This window comes from Bradyrhizobium iriomotense (assembly GCF_018130765.1).
In the GTDB taxonomy this organism is placed as follows: domain Bacteria; phylum Pseudomonadota; class Alphaproteobacteria; order Rhizobiales; family Xanthobacteraceae; genus Bradyrhizobium; species Bradyrhizobium iriomotense_A.
On sequence record NZ_JAFCJZ010000004.1, the window covers coordinates 38,335 to 58,644 of the forward strand.

A 20,310-nucleotide genomic window follows, 5' to 3' on the forward strand; every position below is an offset into this window, starting at 1 on the left:
TGCCGCGAGGAGCGAAAATGGGTTGGCGCGGGGGAGTGCCGACGATAAGGATGAAAATCCAGCGATTTGTACCCGGAAGGTGGATGGCCTCCCTCGACTCCTTCAGCCTCACCATATTGCTCGGCGCCGTCCTCGTCATGGCCGGTATCCTGTCGAGCCTGCTTGCGCTGCGCTTCGGCGCGCCCTTGCTGCTCGTGTTCCTTGCCATCGGCATGCTCGCGGGCGATTCCGGCCCCGGGCAGATCCAGTTCAACGACGTCGGCACGACCTATCTGGTCGGCTCGGTGGCGCTGGCCCTGATCCTGTTCGACGGCGGCTTGCGGACGCGCTTTGCCAGCATCAGCACCGTGCTTGCGCCCTCCGTGGTGCTGGCCACCGTCGGCGTGCTCCTGACCGCGGTGGTCACCGCGCCGTTCGCCAGATACGCGCTGGACCTCAACTGGACGGAGTCGCTGCTGGTCGGCGCCGTGGTGGCCTCGACCGATGCGGCCGCCGTGTTCCTGCTGGTCCACACCCAGGGCCTGCGCTTGCGTCCGCGCGTCGGCGCGACGCTGGAGGCGGAGTCCGGCACCAACGATCCCTTCGCGATCTTCCTCACCCTGATGCTGGTCGAATACATCTCGATCGGCTCGAGCTCGCCCGGCCATGTGTTCATGGAGTTCGTGCTGGAGGCGGCGGTGGGCGCCGTCGTCGGCGTGTTCGGCGGCCGCCTCGTCGTCATCGCGCTCAACAAGGTCGCGCTGCCGCAGGGCCTGCACGCGCCATTCGTCACCACCGCGGCGCTGGTGATCTTCGGCGGCTCGCAGATCATGCACGCCTCGGGCTTCCTGGCGGTCTATCTCGCCGGCATCATCATCGGCAACCGGCCGACGCGTGCGCATAATTCGGTGGTGACCTTCCTGGATGCGGCGACCTGGCTGGCGCAGATCGTGATGTTCGTGCTGCTGGGCCTTTTGGTCTCGCCGAGCCGGCTTGGCGCCAGCGTGTTGCCGGCGGTCGCCGTCGCGCTGGTCCTGATGCTGGTGGCGCGGCCGCTCGCGGTGTTCGTATGCCTGGCGCCATTCCGCTTCAACTGGCGCGAAAAGATCTTCATCGCCTGGACCGGCCTGCGCGGTGCGGTCGCGATCTTCCTGGCCTCGATCCCGATGCTGGTCGGCCTGTCCAAGGCCTATCTCTATTTCGACGTCGCCTTCGTCGTCGTCATCATCTCGCTGCTGCTGCAGGGCTGGACGCTGGCGCCCGCCGCGCGCAAGCTGCACGTCGCGCTGCCGCGCGCCGAGCGCGGCCCGCGCCGCGTCGAGCTCGACCTGCCCGGCCAGCTCGAGCAGCAGCTCGTCGGCTATCCGGTGCGCCCCAAGAGCCTGTATTTCCGCCGCGGCCTGATCCCGTCCTGGTCCAAGCCGACGCTGGTGATCCGCAACCAGAACATCCTGACGCCCACGGAAGCCGATCCGATCGCGCCCGGCGACTACATTTACCTGCTGGCGCCGCCGGAAAAGGCCGAGTCGCTCGACCGCTTCTTTGTCGACATGCAGCCGAGCACGGCGCCCGATCCGCATCTGCTCGGCGACTTCATGGTCTCCGGCGAGCACACGCTGGCCGAGCTGGCCGAGATCTACGGCGTCAAGGTGAGTGAGGACGAGGGCAAGCTCACGCTCGCCGACTATTTCGACGTCCACCTCGACCGCGCCCCGAAGGAGGGCGCCGAGCTCGCGCTGGACGAGATCGTGCTGGTCGCACGCAGCATCTCCGGCGGCCGCGTCAATGTCGTCGGCCTGCGCCTGCCGGAAGAGGACGAGACACCGCCGCCGCTGACACGCCGGCAGGTGCTGCGGAAGAAGCTTGCGGATCTGTGGAGCTCGGTGGCGGGGGTGTAGTCTCTTCTCGTCATTCCGGGGCGCGCGTCAGCGCGAACCCGGAATCCATTTTTCTTCTGAACGAGCGGCGAGATGGATTCCGGGCTCGCCCTTCGGGCGCCCCGGAATGACGAGAATGAGGAATCCGCCCCCAAAATCGCCGCAACTGCTGAAAGTTTCCGCTGTTCCGCGGAGATAATAGCCGGAACGCTCCGGGGCGCCGCTCGTTCTTCGCGTGACGGTCAACGTCTTTGACAGGAGCAGTTCCATGCGAAGTTTCATTCTGCCTGCCATCGTCGCGATCGGTCTCGGATCGGCTGCGCCGGCGATGGCCTATGACACCGGCGACCAGATCTCGATGCAGGTCGCGCTCGATGTCGCGACCGATATCGGCGTCGTGACGGTCTCTCACACCCAGTTCCTCGGCGACGAATGGCAGATCGAAGGCCGCGATCGCGCCGGGCGCTGGATGGAGGTCGACGTCGATGCCCGGACCGGCGAGGTCCGCAACGTCGACCGCGGCTGGTAAAGACGAAGCGACGGAAGAGCTGAAACGCGAGATGCCTCCCCACCGTCGTCCCGGCGAAAGCCGGGACCCATAACCACAGGGAGATGTTTGGCGAAGACAGGCAGTGATCTTTTCTTCGCCGGTACTTAAACCGCACTCCCTCGATAGATCACGCGGTATGGGTCCCGGCCTTCGCCGGGACGACAGCGGTGGATGGATTGGCGGACGACCTCTACGTCAGCACCTTCACTCCACCGAGCGACGTCACCCGGCCCTGCTTCAGCATCACGATCTGGGTCGCGAGCTGGCGCAGTTCGGCGGCGTCGTGGCTGACATAAACCATCGGCACATTGGCCTCGTCGCGCAGCCGCACCAGATAGGGCAGGATCTCGAGCTTGCGGCCCTCGTCGAGCGCGCCGAGCGGCTCGTCGAGCAGCAGCAGGCGCGGTTTCGACAAGAGCGCGCGGCCGAGCGCGACACGCTGGCGCTCGCCACCGGAGAGCTTTCCGGGACGGCGGTCTTGCAGCGCACCGATGTCGAGCAGGTCGATGATGCGCCTGTGTTGCGTCGGATCGGGCGCAAGTCCGTTCATCCGCCGTCCGTAGTCGAGATTCTGCGCGACGTTGAGATGCGGAAACAGCCGTGCATCCTGGAACACATAGCCGATGCGGCGGCGGTAAGTGGGCACATGAATGCCGGCCGCGGTGTCGTCGACGGTCTCGCCGTCGATCACGATGGTGCCGCGGTCGGGCCGCAACAGGCCGGCGATCATGTTGACCAGCGAACTCTTGCCGGAGCCCGAGGCGCCGAACAGGCCGATGACGCGCCCCTCGCTGGTGAACGACGCGGACAGCGAGAACTCGCCGAGCTGTTTTTCGACGTCGACGCGCAGCATGGTCAGTTTCCGTGCAGGCGCGCGGTGGCGCGCCGGGCGAACCATTCGGCGGCGATCAGCGCGCCGAGCGCGAGCACGATCGAGACGATGACCAGCCGGCCCGCGGCGGCATCGCCGTCAGGCGTCTGGATCAGCGAATAGATCGCGGAGGAAATCGTCTGGGTCTCGCCGGGAATGTTGGAGACGAAGGTGATGGTGGCGCCGAACTCGCCGATCGCCTTGGCAAAGCCGAGCACCATGCCGGCGAGCACGCCCGGCAGCGCCAGCGGCAGCGTCACCGTGAAGAACACTTTCCACGGGGCCGCGCCGAGCGTTTCCGCGGCCTGCTCGAGCCGGCGGTCGATCGCCTCGATAGACAGCCGCATCGGGCGCACCAGCAGCGGAAACGCCATCACGCCGCAGGCGAGCGCGGCACCTGTCCAGCGGAATGCGAAGACGATGCCGAGATGGTCGGCGAGAAAGCCGCCGACCAGGCCGCGGCGGCCGAAGGTGAGCAGCAGCAGATAGCCGGTGACGACAGGCGGCAGCACCAGCGGCAGGTGCACGACGGCGTCGAGCACCGACTTGCCCCAGAAGTCACGCCGCGCGAGCAGCCATGCCAGCGCGATGCCGAACGGCGTCGCGACCAGCGTGGCGATGACGGCGACCCTGAGCGAAAGCAGGATCGCCGTCCATTCGGCGGGAGAGATCTCGAACATCAAGTCGTAATATCAGGTCCCAAAATTCAAGTCGCAAAAATCAGGTTGTCGGGCTGATCAAGAACTTGAAGCCGTATTTTTCCAAAATGGTCTTGGCCGCGGTCGAGCGCAGGAAGGCGAGATAGTCGTTCGTCTCGCCCTTCGCGGTCGTGGTCGCCGCGACCGGATAGATGATCGCAGGATGCGAATCCGCCGGGAAGGTGCCGACGATCTTCACGCCGGGCTCGACCTTGGCGTCGGTGGAATAGACGATGCCGAGATTGGCCTCGCCGCGGGCGACCAGCGTTAGCGCGGCGCGCACGCTCTCGGCCATGGCGAATTTCGGCTCGGCGGCCTGCCAGGCGCCGAGCTTTTCCAGGGCGGCCTTGGCGTATTTGCCAACCGGCACCGACTTGACGTCGCCGGTTGCGATCCTGCCGTCGCCGGCGAGCTTGGCGAGGTCGAAGCCCTGCGCGATCGTGACGTTGTCGATCTTGGAATCCTTCGGCGCGATCAGCACGATGCTGTTGCCGAGCAGGTTGACTCGGGAAGGCTCGTTGATGGTCTTCTTGGAGACCGCGTAATCCATCCAGTCGGTATCGGCGGAGACGAACACGTCGGCCGGCGCGCCCTGCTCGATCTGCTTGGCCAGCACCGAGCTTGCGGCATAGCTGACGCTGAACTTCACGCCGGTCTTGGCGGTGTAGGCGGCGTCGATCTCGTCCAGCGCGTTCTTCATCGAGGCGGCGGCGAACACGGTGATGGTCTTGTCCTCGGCGCTGGCAGGCGAAAGGCTCGCGCCCGCGAGGAGGACGAAAGCGGTGAAAAGTCCAGTGATGCGAAACATGGATAGCGCTCCGTGCGAGCTCGCATGCGCAATTGCGCACGCAAATCTGGCGTTGGGTTAAGTCGGGTCGCGACGGGCGGAAGCGCTGTTCCACGGGTCCTTGCGACGGCTTACGGCCGGCAGGGAGATCGCAGTGCAAACATAGCAGGCCGGCGCCTCAGGTCAAAGGCGACCGTTTGACCGACAAAGGGGGCTATTGCGCCGGCAGGATCGCGATCGACAGCGCATTATCCCTGGCGCCGCTGACCTGGAGGACAAGCGGCTGCGCCGACAGCTCGTATTTCATGGTCTTGCGGATGCCCTCGCAATCCGTCGCGCCGCTGAAGGCGACGGGCTTGAGGAAATGGCCATCCTGGACCACGTCGACCCAGGCCCCTGATGACAGGCTGATCGTGTAGAGCCCGGCCTTCGGCGCCTTGATGCTGGTGAAGCCGGCAAAGGTGCCGTCCTTCGGCGCCCGCTCCGGCGGCGAGGGCAGTTTTGCTTCGCTCGGGGCGACCAGCCCGAGCGTGATGGTCGACGCGGGCAGGGCCGCCTGCTCGCTCCCCGAGGCGAGTTTTGCACGATCCGGCGCAGTCAGCGCGGCGCGCTCGCGCTCGATCGGCCATTTGAACTTGTCGCAACCGCTCGGCTCCTCGGCCGCGAGAGCAGAGGTCGCGCTGATCGTCAGCGCAGCAAGGATGGTGAGGACGCGCATGTGAAGTCCCATCGTTGGCCACGCAAACGGCGCGAGGCGTGCGGTCAGGCTTGTTGAAAGATGGGATGCGCATCCCGGGATGCCGCGGGCTTACGGCACGGCGGCAGGACGATCCTAGCGCATTTGGATGGCACGAACCAACCAACGAGTTCGTCATCCGGGATTGGCGCGCCCCAATCACCACTGTCGTCCCGGACAAGCGTAGCTCTGGACAACGCGCAGCGTTGTCAGAGCGCAGCGCAGATCCGGGATCCATAGCCACAGGCGGGTGTGGTTACGGGGATTCGGAGTTACCAGCTCGCGCCACAACCACTTCCTGTGGTTATGGATCCCGGGTTCGCTTCGCGCCCCGGGACGACAGCCGGTGGGTGAGGCGGCTAGCTTACCCTACCGCGTAACTTACGGCTTCGCGTCGCCCGCATGCAGCACGGCCTTGCAGGCCGCCGGCATCTGCGCCAGCGTCATCGGCGGCTTGGGCTTCGGCGGCTCCGGCGGGGGCTTTGGATGCAGCACGGCGTCCGAGAACCAGTAGGCGAGGTCGGCGTCCTTGCAGCCTTCGTCCTCGGACTGTGACGGCTGGCCCTCGCAGTCGCCGGCGCCCGCGGGGCAGCGCATGCGGATGTGGAAGTGATAGTCGTGACCCCACCATGGCCTGATCTTCGACAGCCAGGAGCGGTCGCCTTTGGCCTCGCGGCACAGCGCCTTCTTGATCGCGGCATTGACGAAGATGCGTTGCACCGCCGGCTCCTGCGCCGCATCTCGCAGCACCAGCACGTGGGCAGGCGTGAACACCTTCGGATCGATGTCGAGCCGGTCCTGGCGCACCATCATCACCGCCGACATCTCCTCGCGCTCCTCGCGCGAGAGGCGGCGGTCCGGCATCGGCGTCAGCCAGATGTCGGCATCTAAGCCGATCTGGTGGCTGGCATGGCCCGATAGCGCCGGCCCGCCGCGCGGCTGGGCGATGTCGCCGACCAGGATGCCCGGCCAGCCCGCATCCTTGTGCGCCCTGGCCGCAAGCCGCTTGATCAGCGCGATCATGTCGGGATGGCCGAAATTGCGGTTACGCGACAGCCGCATCACCTGCCAATTGTCGCCGTTGAGCGGCATCTGCGCGGCGCCGCCGATGCAACCCTTGGTGTAGGAGCCGACGACATGCGCCGGCCCTTTCGAGGGCAGCAGCTTTCGCGCGAACAGTTCTTTGGCGCCGATACTGGGATCGTTGGGGTTGGCGAGCGGCGGCAGCGGCTTCGGGTTCACGCTCCCCTTGTCCTGGGCCAGCGCGCCGCCGGCGGCCAGGAGCGTTGTCAGAAGCAGGAGAGAGGCGAGGCGGCGGGGACTCATGCTCGGTCGTTATAACCCAACACCGCGTCAGGGTTAAGAAATTAGGCTTGTCGCGCGGGCGCCATCTCACGGCGTCTTTACAGCGGCTGGCTTCCGGCGACATCATGCCCCCAAGGCTGAGAGTCTTTCATTATGACATTTTTCCGGCGCGGGCCGCCTTGGCTGCCTTTGTATTGGCACCGGTTCTCGCGACCCCGGGGCGGGCCGATCTCCGGGTCGACATCGACAAATCGTCCCAGCGCATGTCGGTACGCGTCGACGGCGCGCCGCGCTACTCATGGCCGGTGTCGACGGGCCGCGGCGGCTACGGCACGCCGAGCGGCACTTTCCATCCGCAGGCGATGATGCGGCGCTAATTCTCGCGCAAATACTACAATTCGCCGATGCCGCACGCGATCTTCTTCCACCACGGCTTCGCCATCCACGGCACCACCGACATCTCGCGCCTGGGTGGACCGGCCTCGCATGGCTGCATCAGGCTGCATCCCGCGCATGCGGCGACCCTTTTCGCACTGGTCCAGCGCGAGGGCGCGCGCAACACCACGATCCGTATTTCGAACTAGGATCATTCGAAAGTCGCAGTTTTTTGCGCTGCCCGGCCGCATTTTTAACGGCGCGATAACCGTATCCTGCATTGACCAAAATTCGTGCGCGGAATGAGGGAACGCCGCGGCCCGCATGCAATCGCGCGCGATTTCGGAAATGATTCAAGCGCGCGCGTAATTTTGCGCCAGCCCGCCCCTTCGATCGCGACAGCGAAACAGGTTTGGTGCGTCCGTCCGCGTTTCTTGCGCCTCGCAAACAGGCAGAATTGCCGGTGAAGAGTCTGCGCTCCCGTGGCCGGGCCGGCGAAGATTACTTTTTTTTCAGACACTTGCCCCAGAACTTGCGGCCACAGGGCGCGACTGGGACATGTGACGTTGAGTTTGGGGTCTCGAAACCAAAAAAGGCGAAAGCGCAACGTGCTCGGTACGGCCGGCAGCCGGCCGCGCAAGCCGCGATTCGCGCGCGCCCCGCATCCGCCCGTTGAACACGCCGAGCTCGTGCAGAGCCGCGCGGAAGCCGAAGCTGCCATCACCGAGGCGCGCAAATCGCATGAGCGGCTGCGCCAGGCCGTCGATCTCTTGCCGCAGGGCATCGTGATTCTCGACCCCGAAGGCCGCTACGTCCTCTGGAACAAGCAATACGCGTCGATCTACAGCAAGACCGCCGACCTGTTCGCCGAAGGCGCGCGTCTCGAGGATACGTTGCGCGTCGGCGTCGCCCGCGGCGACTATCCGGAAGCCGCCGGCCACGAGGAAGAATGGATCGCGCAGCGGCTGAAGAAGCTCTACGAGCCCGGCAAGCGCCACGAGCAGACGCTGTCCGACGGCCGCGTCATCCTGATCGAGGAGCGCCGCACCGATGACGGCGGCGTGGTCGGCCTGCGCGTCGACATCACCGAGCTGAAGCAGCGCGAGGCCTCGTTCCGACTGCTGTTCGACGGCAATCCCGTTCCCATGATCATCTGCGCGCTCGACGACGAGCGCATCCTTGGCGTCAACGACGCCGCGATCGCCCATTACGGCTACGGCCGCGGCGACTTCGAGAAGCTGACGATCAGAGCCTTGCAGGCCTTCGACAGCGAGCCGCCCTGGACCATCGATGTGACCGGCGAGGAACAGGCCGGCCGCACCTGGAAGCATGTCAAGGCGGACGGCGGGCTGATCGACCTTGCGATCTATTCCCGCGAATTGACCTATGCCGAGCGGCCGGCAGTGCTGCTCGCGCTGATGGACATCACCGAGCGCAAGCGCGCCGAGGCGCGGCTCGCCTTCATGGCGCAGCATGACGGGCTCACCGGCCTGCCCAACCGCAATCTGCTGCGCCAGCAGATCGACGAGATGCTGCTGCATACGCGCCGCAGCGCCGAGAAGCTCGCGGTGCTGATGCTGGGGCTGGACAATTTCAAGGCGGTCAACGACACCCTGGGACACGCCGTCGGCGACAAGCTGCTGCGCGGTGTCGCCAAGCGGCTGCGCTCCACCTTGCGCGAAGAGGACGCGCTGGCGCGTCTTAACTCCGACGAGTTCGCGATCGTGCAGAGCGGGTTGGCCCGGCCGGAAGATGCGGTGGGACTCGCAAAACGCTTGCTCGAGGCCATCGCCGATCCTTATCTGCTCGACGGCCATTCCGTGGTGATCGGCGCCTCCATCGGCATCGCGATGGCGCCGGGCGACGGTGATGATTCCGAAAAACTGCTCAAGAACGCCGACATGGCGCTGTCGCGTGCCAAGCTGGATGCGCGCGGCACCTTCGCCTTCTTCGAGGCCGCGCTCGACGCCAAGGCGCAGAGCCGCCGCAAGATCGAGGTCGAGCTGCGCGATGCGATCCAGAACGATGTGCTGCGGCCGTACTATCAGCCGCTGATCGACCTCCAGAGCGGCCGCATCACCGGCTTCGAGGCGCTGGTGCGCTGGCCCCATGCCGAGCGCGGCATGGTCTCGCCGGCCGAGTTCATCCCGGTCGCGGAAGACACAGGCCTGATCAATCCGCTCGGCGGCCTGATGCTGCGCCGGGCGTGCCTAGATGCCGCGACCTGGCCGGACGACGTTCGCGTCGCCGTCAATCTGTCGCCGCTGCAGTTCCGCAGCGGCAACCTGCTCTCGATGGTGACGGACGCGCTGAAGCATTCCGGCCTGCCGCCGCGGCGGCTCGAGCTCGAGATCACCGAGACGCTGCTGCTCGAGAAGAGCGCCCAGGTGCTGGCGACGCTGCATGCGCTGCGCGCGCTCGGGGTGCGCATCTCGATGGACGATTTCGGCACCGGCTATTCCAGCCTCAGCTATTTGCGCAGCTTTCCCTTCGACAAGATCAAGATCGACCAGTCCTTCGTGCGCGACTTAGGGGCCAACCGCGAGGCCCAGGCGATCATCCGCTCCATCGTCAGCCTCGGCAAGGGCCTAGGGGTCACCATCACCGCCGAAGGCGTCGAGACAGAGGCCGAGCTGAGTTGCCTGCGCGCCGAAGGTTGCGACGAGGGCCAGGGTTTTCTGTTCAGCAAGGCCCGGCCGAATCTCGAGATCATCAGCCTGCTGCAGGCGCAGCGCGGTATCGATGGAGCGGACGAGGACGCCGCGTTGGTGGCGTGAGCTGATACTGACGTAAGGGACGCGCCGCTCTCTCACTCCCTCGCCCCGTTCTTACGGGGAGAGGGTGGGGTGAGGGGCGTCTCCGCGAACTCCGTTCAAAGTGTGTGCGCGCGTTAATGCGTGTCGGATCGACCTTTGCTCCGATCGAAATCTCGCCTTGCCCCTCACCCGGATCGCACCGGACGATGCTGCGCATCGCCGGGGCGATCCGACCTCTCCCCGCAAAGGGCGGGGAGAGGTTCAGTGGGCCGCTTGCCTTTCAACCTTCCGCCAGAATCGCCTTCCCCACATCCTCATAATGCGTATCCCGCGCCTGGATCTGCTGGGCGATCGCATGCATGTCGCGGAAGCGCCGCTCGAAGGGCTGGCTGCGGAACACCGCGGTCGCGCCGGCCATGTGATAGGCAGTGTCGACCACCTTTGCCGACTGGTGGATGGTCCAGGTCGCCGCCAACCGGACCGCGTTGCGATGCGCCGCGCCGAATTCGCCGGTGGCGCCGAGATCGCGCCACATCGCATTTGCCGTCGCATAGAGATAGGCGCGCGCAGCGCGCAGATCGCCCTCGGTGCGGCCGATCAGTCCCTGGACCGCCCCGTTGTCCCGCATGGCGCTGGCTGCCAGCGACTGATGCTTTGCGCGCGCGAGCGCAATGGCGGCGTTCAGCGTGGCACGCGCGAGGCCGAGCGAGACCGCGGCAAAGCCGAGACTGAACGTCGAGCCCGTGCCGATCCTGTAGAGCGGCCCCGTCTCGCGCAGCGCGGATGACACGTCACGGAACGCGGTGAAGCGCTCGGGAATGAACAGGTCGGCCACCTCATAGGAGTCCGTGCCGGTGCCGGCGAGCCCGATCGCCTGCCACACGTCGTGCAAGGTCGCGTGCGCGACCGGAAACAGGATGGTGCGCACCTCCGGCGAGCCGTCGGCATTTTTGCGCGGCACGCCGTCCGCAGCTACGATGCGGACATGCGCTCCCAGCCAGCTCGCCTGCCGCGAGCCCGAGGCAAAATCCCAGCGCGCCGTGACGCGATAGCCGCCCTCGACCGCGCGCGCCTCGTGCGCGATCGCGCCCCAGGCGAGGACCCCGGGCGCGGCGTTGAAGATCTCTTGCGCGGTGTCGTGATCGAGCCAGGCTGCGATCATCGCGCAGACGCTGCATTGGCCGAGACACCAGGCCGCGGAGGCGTCCGCCTTCGCGATCTCCTCCAGCATCTGCATGAAGCTGTCGATCGGCGCCTCAGAGCCGCCGAGGCTCTGCGGCAGCAATGCGCGGTAGAGTCCGTTCTCGATGAGGGCGGAGACCACGGCCGGCGTCAGTCGCCGCGTCCGTTCGATCTCGTCGGCTTCGCCCGCGATCAGCGGCGCGAGCGCGCGAGCACGTTCGACCAGGCCAACGCCGGGAGTTGCGTTCATGCGCGTTTCCTCGCCCCTTCTGCTGTGAGCGGTAGAGGCGCGGATGGTGGTCTATTTGGCCGAGAGGATCAAGACAGGGGAATGGCGGGCATTCCGGCTCGCACCAGATTGTGCGCCCCGGAATGACCGTTCCATTCTCGCCGTCCACTCAGTGCGGCCATGAAGGCGTCCTGCGGATGTCGGCCTTTCCGAACTGCCGCACCTCCTCCTTGTCCTCGCAGACCGGCAGAGGTCGGGACTACTTCTTGTCGCCCATGTGGTGAGGCGACGACGTGCCGGGGCCGCCGGTGTAATGATGACCGCCTGACGCCTTCGTCGAGGCACCGGTCGTTTCTTTCTTGCCCATGTGGTGAGGGACTTCCGTCTTCGGCCCGCCGCTGTAGTGGTGGCCGCTCTTTTCCTTGTCCGTGGTCTGAGCCATCGCCGGCGCGGCCAACAGGCAAGCGACGCCAACCGCGGCCAAGAGCTTCTTCGTGATCATGTCCGCTCTCCCCGGATTGTGAAAACGGCATCATAAGAGGCAGTGGAAGGTTCCGTTTTGAGGAATCTCAAGCAACGAACTTTCGCGATTCCCCTGCGACTGCGGCTTTCTTTGACCTCGGTCAATTCGCTTGTGGAGGGCGGTCGTCATTATGGTTCAGATGCGGAATCTCAGGAGAACCAAGATGCGACGCACGGCGCTTGCGGCAGCCCTGCTGCTCACGGTCCTCGGTAACCCCTCGCTCGCGCAATCGCCTGCCGAGCACCAGGGCCATCATCCGGATCAGAAGGACGCTCCTGCGACCAATCCGGCCACGCCGCCGGACGCGCCGCGCAGCAGCGCCCCATCTCAGGGCACCCCATCCCAGGGCAAGATGGGCGGCGGCATGATGAACATGATGGGCGGCAACATGCCGATGCCCGACATGATGCGGATGATGGACATGATGCGTCAGTCCGGCGGTGACTGCATGGGCGGAATGGAAACGATCGACCATGTCGAAGGGCGGATCGCGTTTCTGCGGGTCGAACTCAAGATCACGGACGCTCAGGTGCCCGCCTGGAATGCCTTCGCCGACGTGTTGCGCGCGAACGCCAAGGCCCTCGGAGAGCTCCGCAGGTCGATGGCCGGTTCCGGATCCGAGAGCTTGGTGGATCGGCTGACCTCGCAGGAGAAATGGCTGTCAGCCCGGCTGGAGACCACCCGCGCGACGAGGTCCGCACTCACAAACCTCGTCGGCATCCTCTCCGACGAGCAGAAAAAGACCGCCGACGAATTACTCGCGCCGCAGATGGGCATGATGCCGATGATGCGAGGTGGCCGAATGGGCGGCATGCCGATGCAAGGCAGGTGAGGACTCTGCCGGGACCTTGACGTGAATCAACCATGATGATGGCCGCGCCGCTAGACTTTCAAGAGTCGCAGGAGCGTGTCATGACGGTCCAAGACCATTCCGGGTTTCGGGAGCGCCCGCAAGGGGGCATCTCGACCAAGACCAAGGCCAGCCTTGTCCTGATCGGATTCCTGGTTATTGCCGGGGCGCTGCTGTTCACCGAGCACCGGGCCCACGTGCTCGGGCTCCTGGTCTGGCTCCCGCTCCTCGCCTGTCCGCTGATGCATTTCTTCATGCATGGCGGACATGGTCATCATCACGGCGGCGGCCGGCCGAACGATTCGAGGAGCGCGTGATGCACGATGCCGCGCCCGCCTACGGTCTCTGGAGCCTCGTCATCGTCAACTCGGCGGTGTTCATCCTGTTTGCCTACAGCTTCTTCAAGCCGCAAACCTCCCGCGACTGGCGCTCCTTCGGCGCCTTCAGCGCCTTCCTGGTGGCGCTGTTCGTCGAGATGTACGGCTTTCCGCTCACCATCTATTTCCTTTCGGGCTGGCTGCAGTCGCGCTACCCGAACGTCGACTTTGGTTCTCCCACGACGCCGGCCACCTGCTGGAGATGATGTTCGGCTGGAAGACCAATCCGCACGCCGGACCGTTCCACGTTCTCAGCTACATCTTCATCGCCGCCGGCTTCATCCTGATCTCTGTTGCCTGGAGGGTGCTGTACGAGGCGCAGCAGACCCGCAGCCTGGCCACCACCGGCCCCTACAGCTACGTCCGGCATCCGCAATATGTCGGTTTCGTGCTGGTGATGTTCGGCTTCCTGTTGCAGTGGCCGACGATTCTGACGCTGGCGATGTTTCCGGTGCTGACCGTCATGTATGTGAAGCTCGCCAGAGACGAGGAGCGCGAGGCCCGGGCCGAGTTCGGCGAGGCCTATGCGCGGTACGCTGCGCAGGTGCCGGCGTTCCTTCCCCATCTCAACCGGCGATCCGGTCAGAGTACTTCCGGCGGCTATCGTCACGGCTGACCTTCGCGCGAGGAGATGCCGGCGAACGGCACAGGCTTGAAAGGACGTCGATGAGCGTGCCCGTCTTCACCGCAAAGGCGCTGACCAAGACCTACGTCTCCGGCGAGGTGATGGTGCATGCCCTCAACGAGGTCGACCTCGACATCGCCGAGAAGGAGGTGGTCGTGCTGCTCGGCCCCTCCGGCAGCGGAAAGACGACGTTGCTCAACATCATGGGCGGCCTCGACCGGCCGACCAGCGGCCGGCTGTTCTTCCGCGATCTGGATCTGACCGATCTCGAGGACCGCGAGCTGACGAAGTATCGCCGCGACCATGTCGGCTTCGTCTTCCAGTTCTACAATCTGGTGCCGAGCCTCACGGCCTACGAGAACGTCGCGCTGGTCACCGAGGTCGCCAGGAACCCGATGCGGCCCGCCGACGCGCTCGCGCTGGTAGGGCTCGAGGAGCGCATGCACCACTTTCCCGCCCAGCTCTCCGGCGGCGAGCAGCAGCGCGTCGCCATCGCCCGCGCGATCGCCAAGCGTCCGGCGGTGCTGCTCTGCGACGAGCCGACCGGGGCGCTGGATTCGAAGACCGGCATCCGCGTCATCGAGGCGCTGCTCGGCGTCAACCGGCAGCTCGGGACCACCACGGTCATCATCACCCACAACGCCAGCATCCAGGAGGTCGCCGACCGGGTGCTGTTCTTCGCCGACGGCCGCATCTCCCGCATCCGGACCAACGAGGCCCGGCGGGAAGCCGCCGAGCTCACCTGGTGACGACATGAAGGTGCTCGACATCAAGCTGTTTCGCGACGTCAGGCGGCTCTGGGCGCAGGTGCTCGCCGTCGCGCTGGTCGTCGGCGGCGGGGTTGCGACGCTGGTGCTCGCGGTGGGCTCGCATCGATCGCTGGAGGAGACCCGGATCGCTTATTACGAGCGCTACGGCTTCGCCGATGTGTTCGCGCAGGCGAAGCGGGCACCGAAGGCGCTCGCCGACAGGATCGGCGAGATCCCCGGCGTCGCCGCCGTCGACACCCGCATCGCCAAGCTGGCGCTGCTGGACATTCCCGGCTTCTCCGCGCCCGCCAGCGCGCAGTTCGTTTCGCTGCCCGACAATGGCGAGCAGCATCTCAATCGGCTCTACATGCGCTCCGGCCGGCTCCCGGAGCCGGGACGGACGGAAGAGGTCGTCGTCAACGAGCCGTTCGCCCGGGCGCACGGCTTCTCGGAGGGTGCGCGGTTCTCCGCCATTCTCAACGGCAGGAAGCGCGAACTCGTCATCGTCGGCACCGCGTTGTCCCCCGAGTTCGTCTACACCGTCGGACCGGGCGACTTGATGCCGGATGATCGCCGCTACGCCATCGTCTGGATGTCGGAGAAGGCACTCGCCGGCGTCTACGATCTCGACGGCGCCTTCTCGGCGGTCGCGGTCAAGCTGCAGCCCGGCGCCTCCGAGCGCGAGGTGATCCTGCGGCTCGATGCCTTGCTCGATCCCTTTGGCGGGCAGGCGGCCCATGGCCGCAAGGACCAGACCTCGCACGCCTGGCTCGACCATGAGCTCGACATGCTCAACAACATGAGCCGCACGCTGCCGCCGATCTTCCTCCTGGTCGCGGCCTTCCTGGTCAATCTCACCTTGACCCGGCTGGTCGCGCTCGAGCGCGAGCAGATCGGCCTGCTCAAGGCGCTCGGCTATTCCGACAGCGGCATCGTGCTGCACTATTTCAAGTTCGTCGCCTTCATCGTCGTGATCGGCATCGTCCTGGGCGGCGTCGCCGGCACCTGGCTCGGGCTGCGCGTCACCGCCCTGTTCGGCGACTTCTTCCACTTCCCGTTCCTGGTGTTCGCGAAGGCACCAGACCTGTACCTCACCGCGGGCGCGCTCAGCGCGGCGGCCGCGGCGATCGGTGCGTTCCGGGCGCTGCGCGAGGTGGTGAAGCTGCCGCCCGCCGTCGCCATGCAGCCGCCGGCTCCGCCGGTCTATCGCCGGCTGCTTCCGGCGCGCATCCAGCTCGACCGGATCGTATCGCAGCCGACGCTGATGATGATCCGCAACATCGCCCGGCATCCGGTGCGGGCCTTCTTCACCGCGCTCGGCATGGCGCTGGCGACTGCGATCCTCGTGGTCTCGCTGTTCACGCGGGACAGCATGGAGCACCTGATCGACGTGACCTACTTCCTCGCCGACCGGCAGGACGCAGCCATCGGCTTTGCCGAGAAGCGGATCGGAAATGTCGTGGAGCAGGTGAACCGGCTTCCGGGCGTTCTCGCCGCCGAGCCGTTCCGCGAGGTGCCGGTCCGGATCCGCCACGGCAGCGTCGAACGCCGCATCGTCATCAGCGGCCGACCCGCCGACGCCGATCTCAGGCGCATCATCGACGTCGAGCTTCGGCCGGTCGTGCTCCCCGAGACGGGCCTCGCCATCTCCGGCATGCTCGCGCACATCCTCGGCGTCGGGCCCGGCGATAGCGTTGAGGTCGATCTGCTGGAGGGCGCCCGGCGAACCGTCACGGTGCCGGTCGTCGCGACCGTCGAGGACTATTTCGGCATCAAGGGCATGATGGAGATCGGGGCGCTGCGCAAGCTGATGCGCGAGGCGCCTGTCGTGACCAGCGTCAATCTCAGCCTCGACGAGAACCGGACGGAGGAGTTCTACACGGCCGTGAAGTCCATGCCGACCGTCGGCGGCGTGGCGCTGCAGCGCGTCTCGCTGGCGAACTTCCGCAAGACCGTCGCGCTGCTCGTCACCACGATGGCGAGCATCTACACCGGCCTCGCCGCCGTGATCGCGTTCGGCGTCGTCTACAACAATGCCCGCATCTCGCTGTCCGAACGGGCGCGGGAATTGGCCAGCCTGCGCGTGCTCGGCTTCACGCGCGGCGAGGTGCTGCGTATCCTGCTGCTGGAGCTCGCGATCCTCACGCTGGTCGCCCAGCCGCCCGGCTGGCTGATGGGCTACGGCCTTGCCTGGGTGATGAAGACGAACCTGGCCGGCGAATTGATGCGCGTCCGCCTCGTCGTCGAGCACTCGACCTATGTCGTTGCCACGTCCGTCGTGGTGCTGGCCGCCATCGCTTCGGCCGCCGTCATCCGTGAACGCATCGACAAACTGGACCTCGTCGCGGTCCTCAAGACGCGAGATTAGCCATGCCCGCCAATTGGACCAAACGTATCATCGGCGCTGTGCTTCTGGCCGCGATCGTGGGAGGGCTGGCCTGGTTCGCCTGGCCGCGGCCGGTTCTGGTCGATCTCGCGACCGTCGCGAAGGGCCCCATCGAGGTCACGGCGGACGACGACGGCAAGACCCGCGTGCGCCACGTCTACACCGTCTCGGCGCCGATCGCGGGGAAGGTGTTGAGGATTTCGCATCCGCTCGGCGAGCGGGGGCCCTCGCTCCATGTCGGCGACGAGGTTGCCGCCAACCAGACCGTCGCCCTGATGCAGCCGGCGCTGCCCGGCTTCATCGACGCGCGCTCGCACGACCAGCTGCAGGCCGAGGTCCTGGCCGCAGATGCCGCCATCCAGCAGCAGGAGGCGGAAGTGCAGCGGATCGAAGCCGCGCTGGACTTTTCACGGACCGAGTTCCAGCGGGCGCAGACGTTGCTGCGGACGCAGTCCACCTCGGCCCAGGCCCACGACAAGGCGAAATTCGAGGTGGCCATCAATGAAGCCGCCCTGAAGAGTGCCAAGGCCCAGGTCGAGATGCGCCGCGCGGTGCGGACCAGCCTGGTGGCGCGGCTGATGGACCCGGCGAGCGCCGCCCCGTCGGCGGAGCCGACCTGCTGCGTGCGGGTGCTGGCGCCGGCAAGCGGACGGGTGCTGAAGATCATCCAGGACAGCGAGACGACGGTCCTGCCCGGGACGCCGCTGGTCGATATCGGCAATCCGCTCGATCTCGAGGTCGTGGCCGACCTGCTCTCGACCGACGCGGTCCAGATCAAGGTCGGCGCGCCGGTGCGGATCGACGGCTGGGGTGGACAGCCGATCGCAGGAAAGGTGGTCCGGGTCGACCCGGCCGGTTTCCTGAAAGTGTCCGCGCTCGGCATCGAGGAGCAGCGCGTCCGCGTGACCATCGATTTCAGCGACCCGCCTGAGAACTGGGTCACGCTCGGACACGACTATCGCGTCATCGTCCACGTCACCACCTGGAGCGCTCCGGACGCGCTGACCGTGCCGGTCAGCGCCTTGTTCCGGCAAGGCGGTCAGTGGGCCGTCTTCGTCGACGAGAACGGCCGTGCCAAGACCGTTCCGGTCCAGATCGGTCACCGCAACAGCCGCACCGCCGAAGTTCTCTCGGGACTCTCCGCAGGTGACCGCGTCGTGCTGCACCCGAGCGATCGGATCAGCCACGGGATCAGGATCGCGCAGCGAGACATCGCTCCATGATGACGGGAAGCGCAGCGGTTGATTCCGCCTGATTTCGCGCGCGAGGACGTTCAATTCGGGGGGCAATCTGTCCCGTTCTCGTTCGGTCAGGTCGGATGTCGATTGAAACGGCTGCTACGATCACGCGCATTTTTGGTCCGTGCCGGATCGTGCAATGGAATGCCCGCGATCCGAATCTGCTGCATGAGCTGCTCCTCATGGGCTGCGATGCCCACGCCGTCGGCGAGGGCGCATGCGAGCATCCGCGCTGGATTTCACGCGGCAGCGATGCGCGCGTTCCGCCCAAGCCCATCGCCGTTGTCGAGGTCGACGCCGGGAAAGAGACGCTTGTCCTGATCGAGACGCTCGCGGCGCAGGATCAGCTGCAAAACCTGTTCCTCATTGGCCCCGGCATTGCCGGCCTTCGCGCGCCGCTCGAGAACCGGCTGTTCGCGCGCGGATGGCGGCGCCATCCGGCCTCGCTTGCCACCTCCGACTACGCGCGCATGCAGGATGATGTGCTGCCGCGCCATGCCGTCTACCAGCGCATCCCGGCGCAGGCCGCTTCCCGATGGCCGGTGGAGACCCTGCTGGGCGAACGCAATCTCCACATGGACATGCTGCGCGAAAGCGGATCGCGCGCCGATGCGCATGTCGTCCGCTACGCGCTGGCCGCTTCGCTCGTCCGGCCCGGCGACATCGTGCTCGATTGCGCCTGCGGGCTTGGCTATGGCTCGGCGGTGATCGCCGCGACCAGCCAGGCATCGCAAATCATCGGCGTCGATGTCGATGCGTCGGCCGTGGCGTATGCGCATGCGAATTACGGCGGGCAGAACCTGCGCTTTGAGGCGGGAGATGCCTCGCGCCTCCGGCACCTTGCCGATGCATCCGTCGATCTCATCGTCTCGATGGAGACGATCGAGCATGTCGAAAACTGGAAAGCCGTGGCGAAGGAGTTCGCACGGGTGCTGAAGCCGGACGGGCGTCTGGTCGCCAGCGTTCCTGACCGGTGGGCCGATGAGACCGGAAGCGATCCCAATCCGTATCACCACCACGTTTTCGACTGGGCCAAATTGCGCGAAGGGCTGGTCGAGGATTTCGTGATCGAAGCGCGCTACACGCAGACCGCGCCCGGCGGTTTCAAATGGCCGCACACCGCCCGCCGGCTGGACCGCGTGCCCCTCGATCGCGATGTCGAGGGCGAATGGATCCTGGTCGTTGCCTCCGCCAATCCCTTCGCCAGGGCCGAAGAGCTGCGCCAATCATTCCGCCACCCCGCATTCGCCGATGCGCTGTCTGCGAGCGGCGCGGTCGCGCTCGATTTCGGCGGATGTTACGACAATCCGTGGCTGTACCGGACGCTGGTCCAGGTCGGTGAGCGCCTCGACGATGCGGCGGTCCTGGGCCGGCTCGCCAGCTGGGTTGGCGACAATGCCCGTCCGGACTCGGCGGACCGGGGCGCCGCGCTTTGCGTCGCGGGCTATCGCACTGTCGAACGCCGCCAGGCGCGGGAGGCCGGCGAGCTGATCGGGCGGATCGAGAGCTATTGCCAGAGCACCCGGCACACGACGAACCCCCATGTGCAGCGCTGGCGCATCTCGCTGGCGTTTCTGGCGGGCTGCCTGTGCGAGCTGTCGGGTGCGCTGGACGACGCGCTCAAATGGTTCTCGCTCGCGGCCGAACTCGACTGGCGCTCTTTCTCCCCGATCCTGACCACCAAGACCATTGCGGCGGCCTTTCATGCGGCCCGCATTGCCCTGGCATTCGGCGACGAGACGGGCGCACGTTCGTTCTTCCGGATCGGTTTCGAGACGGCGCTGGAAGCCGCGCGCAGCAATCCTACGGATTTTGCCGGTTCGGTTGAATCCCCGATTCCATTCGGCCTCGTCGAGCTCGCCGAGGTCATGGACATGGGCGGCCAATGCGCGGTCGCGATCGCAACGCTTCCGCTCTGGCGGCGCGCGCCCGGAGCCTTCTGGTCCCGGGTCGACACCAAGCGCTTCGGACTGCTGGCCTGGAATCAGGCGCTCGAACGGGAGAACGCCTGTCTGCGCGGCCAGCTTCAGAACGTGGGCGTCCGGTGAGGCGGGGCCGGCTCGTTCCTAGGAGCTTGCATCGGGCTCACCGAAGTAGGTCGCGCCGTCGCCCGTATCGATGAGGTCGCTGTGTTGCCGCCATCCCTGCGGCCCACATGCTGACTCCCTCCACCCCCGGTGATAGCATGCCCCTCATCAATGCACGCACACGCCGGAA

The 20,310-nt window shown here is 66.2% G+C and carries 17 protein-coding genes and 2 pseudogenes; 11 read left to right on the forward strand and 8 right to left on the reverse strand.

Features of this window, described 5'->3' with window-relative positions:
• Positions 1-83 precede the first annotated feature (83 nt).
• Positions 84-1,877: a potassium/proton antiporter gene (locus JQ635_RS08865; protein WP_211409488.1), complete on the forward strand. Its 1,794-nt coding sequence runs from the start codon at positions 84-86 to the stop codon at positions 1,875-1,877.
• A 27-nt stretch (positions 1,878-1,904) separates the two neighbouring features.
• Here JQ635_RS08865 and JQ635_RS08870 read toward each other — a convergent pair whose 3' ends face one another.
• Positions 1,905-2,126, reverse strand: coding sequence for a hypothetical protein (locus JQ635_RS08870; RefSeq protein ID WP_211409489.1), 222 nt, complete (start codon positions 2,124-2,126; stop codon positions 1,905-1,907).
• Here JQ635_RS08870 and JQ635_RS08875 point away from each other — a divergent pair.
• Complete coding sequence (locus JQ635_RS08875) at positions 2,125-2,385, forward strand: PepSY domain-containing protein (RefSeq protein WP_211409490.1); 261 nt, start codon at positions 2,125-2,127, stop codon at positions 2,383-2,385. The genes JQ635_RS08870 and JQ635_RS08875 overlap by 2 nt on opposite strands.
• A 211-nt stretch (positions 2,386-2,596) precedes the next feature.
• Here the strand turns inward: JQ635_RS08875 and modC are convergent, their stop codons facing one another.
• From modC to mepA, 5 genes are all read right to left on the reverse strand, one after another.
• Positions 2,597-3,259, reverse strand: a complete 663-nt coding sequence (gene modC, locus JQ635_RS08880) for a molybdenum ABC transporter ATP-binding protein (protein ID WP_211409491.1) — start codon at positions 3,257-3,259, stop codon at positions 2,597-2,599.
• Positions 3,260-3,261: 2 nt separating this feature from the next.
• Positions 3,262-3,957, reverse strand: coding sequence for a molybdate ABC transporter permease subunit (modB, locus tag JQ635_RS08885; protein ID WP_211409492.1), 696 nt, complete (start codon positions 3,955-3,957; stop codon positions 3,262-3,264).
• A 40-nt stretch (positions 3,958-3,997) separates the two neighbouring features.
• Positions 3,998-4,783: a molybdate ABC transporter substrate-binding protein gene (modA, locus tag JQ635_RS08890; protein WP_211409493.1), complete on the reverse strand. Its 786-nt coding sequence runs from the start codon at positions 4,781-4,783 to the stop codon at positions 3,998-4,000.
• A gap of 193 nt (positions 4,784-4,976) precedes the next feature.
• Positions 4,977-5,480 carry a hypothetical protein gene (locus JQ635_RS08895; protein ID WP_211409494.1) on the reverse strand — a complete coding sequence of 168 codons (504 nt, stop codon included), beginning with the start codon at positions 5,478-5,480 and terminating at the stop codon, positions 4,977-4,979.
• 399 nt (positions 5,481-5,879) lie between these two features.
• Positions 5,880-6,824, reverse strand: coding sequence for a penicillin-insensitive murein endopeptidase (mepA, locus tag JQ635_RS08900; RefSeq protein ID WP_211409495.1), 945 nt, complete (start codon positions 6,822-6,824; stop codon positions 5,880-5,882).
• Positions 6,825-6,997: 173 nt separating this feature from the next.
• Here mepA and JQ635_RS08905 point away from each other — a divergent pair.
• Together JQ635_RS08905 and JQ635_RS08910 are read left to right on the forward strand one after the other, a co-directional pair.
• Positions 6,998-7,387 (forward strand): annotated as a pseudogene (locus JQ635_RS08905) (L,D-transpeptidase).
• 399 nt (positions 7,388-7,786) lie between these two features.
• Positions 7,787-9,955: a putative bifunctional diguanylate cyclase/phosphodiesterase gene (locus tag JQ635_RS08910; protein WP_211409496.1), complete on the forward strand. Its 2,169-nt coding sequence runs from the start codon at positions 7,787-7,789 to the stop codon at positions 9,953-9,955.
• Between the two features lie 259 nt (positions 9,956-10,214).
• Here JQ635_RS08910 and JQ635_RS08915 read toward each other — a convergent pair whose 3' ends face one another.
• Positions 10,215-11,366 carry an acyl-CoA dehydrogenase family protein gene (locus JQ635_RS08915; protein ID WP_211409497.1) on the reverse strand — a complete coding sequence of 384 codons (1,152 nt, stop codon included), beginning with the start codon at positions 11,364-11,366 and terminating at the stop codon, positions 10,215-10,217.
• 238 nt (positions 11,367-11,604) lie between these two features.
• Complete coding sequence (locus JQ635_RS08920; RefSeq protein WP_211409498.1) at positions 11,605-11,847, reverse strand: hypothetical protein; 243 nt, start codon at positions 11,845-11,847, stop codon at positions 11,605-11,607.
• A 184-nt stretch (positions 11,848-12,031) separates the two neighbouring features.
• On the opposite strand from JQ635_RS08920, the gene JQ635_RS08925 reads away from it, so the two are divergent.
• The 7 genes and pseudogenes from JQ635_RS08925 (at position 12,032) to JQ635_RS08955 (ending at position 20,141) form a co-directional block, all read left to right on the forward strand.
• Complete coding sequence (locus JQ635_RS08925) at positions 12,032-12,700, forward strand: Spy/CpxP family protein refolding chaperone (RefSeq protein ID WP_211409499.1); 669 nt, start codon at positions 12,032-12,034, stop codon at positions 12,698-12,700.
• Between the two features lie 80 nt (positions 12,701-12,780).
• A complete protein-coding gene (locus tag JQ635_RS08930) occupies positions 12,781-13,035 on the forward strand; it encodes a DUF2933 domain-containing protein (protein WP_211409500.1) in 255 nt (84 codons plus the stop codon).
• Positions 13,035-13,711 (forward strand): annotated as a pseudogene (locus JQ635_RS08935) (methyltransferase family protein). The gene JQ635_RS08930 and the pseudogene JQ635_RS08935 overlap by 1 nt, the downstream one beginning before the upstream one ends.
• A 50-nt stretch (positions 13,712-13,761) precedes the next feature.
• Complete coding sequence (locus JQ635_RS08940) at positions 13,762-14,469, forward strand: ABC transporter ATP-binding protein (protein WP_211409501.1); 708 nt, start codon at positions 13,762-13,764, stop codon at positions 14,467-14,469.
• 4 nt (positions 14,470-14,473) lie between these two features.
• Complete coding sequence (locus JQ635_RS08945) at positions 14,474-16,837, forward strand: ABC transporter permease (protein WP_211409502.1); 2,364 nt, start codon at positions 14,474-14,476, stop codon at positions 16,835-16,837.
• A gap of 2 nt (positions 16,838-16,839) precedes the next feature.
• Positions 16,840-18,078 (forward strand): efflux RND transporter periplasmic adaptor subunit, encoded by a 1,239-nt coding sequence (locus tag JQ635_RS08950; RefSeq protein WP_211409503.1) that lies wholly within the window; start codon positions 16,840-16,842, stop codon positions 18,076-18,078.
• Between the two features lie 95 nt (positions 18,079-18,173).
• Positions 18,174-20,141, forward strand: coding sequence for a class I SAM-dependent methyltransferase (locus JQ635_RS08955; protein ID WP_246583400.1), 1,968 nt, complete (start codon positions 18,174-18,176; stop codon positions 20,139-20,141).
• The last annotated feature ends 169 nt before the right edge of the window (positions 20,142-20,310 follow it).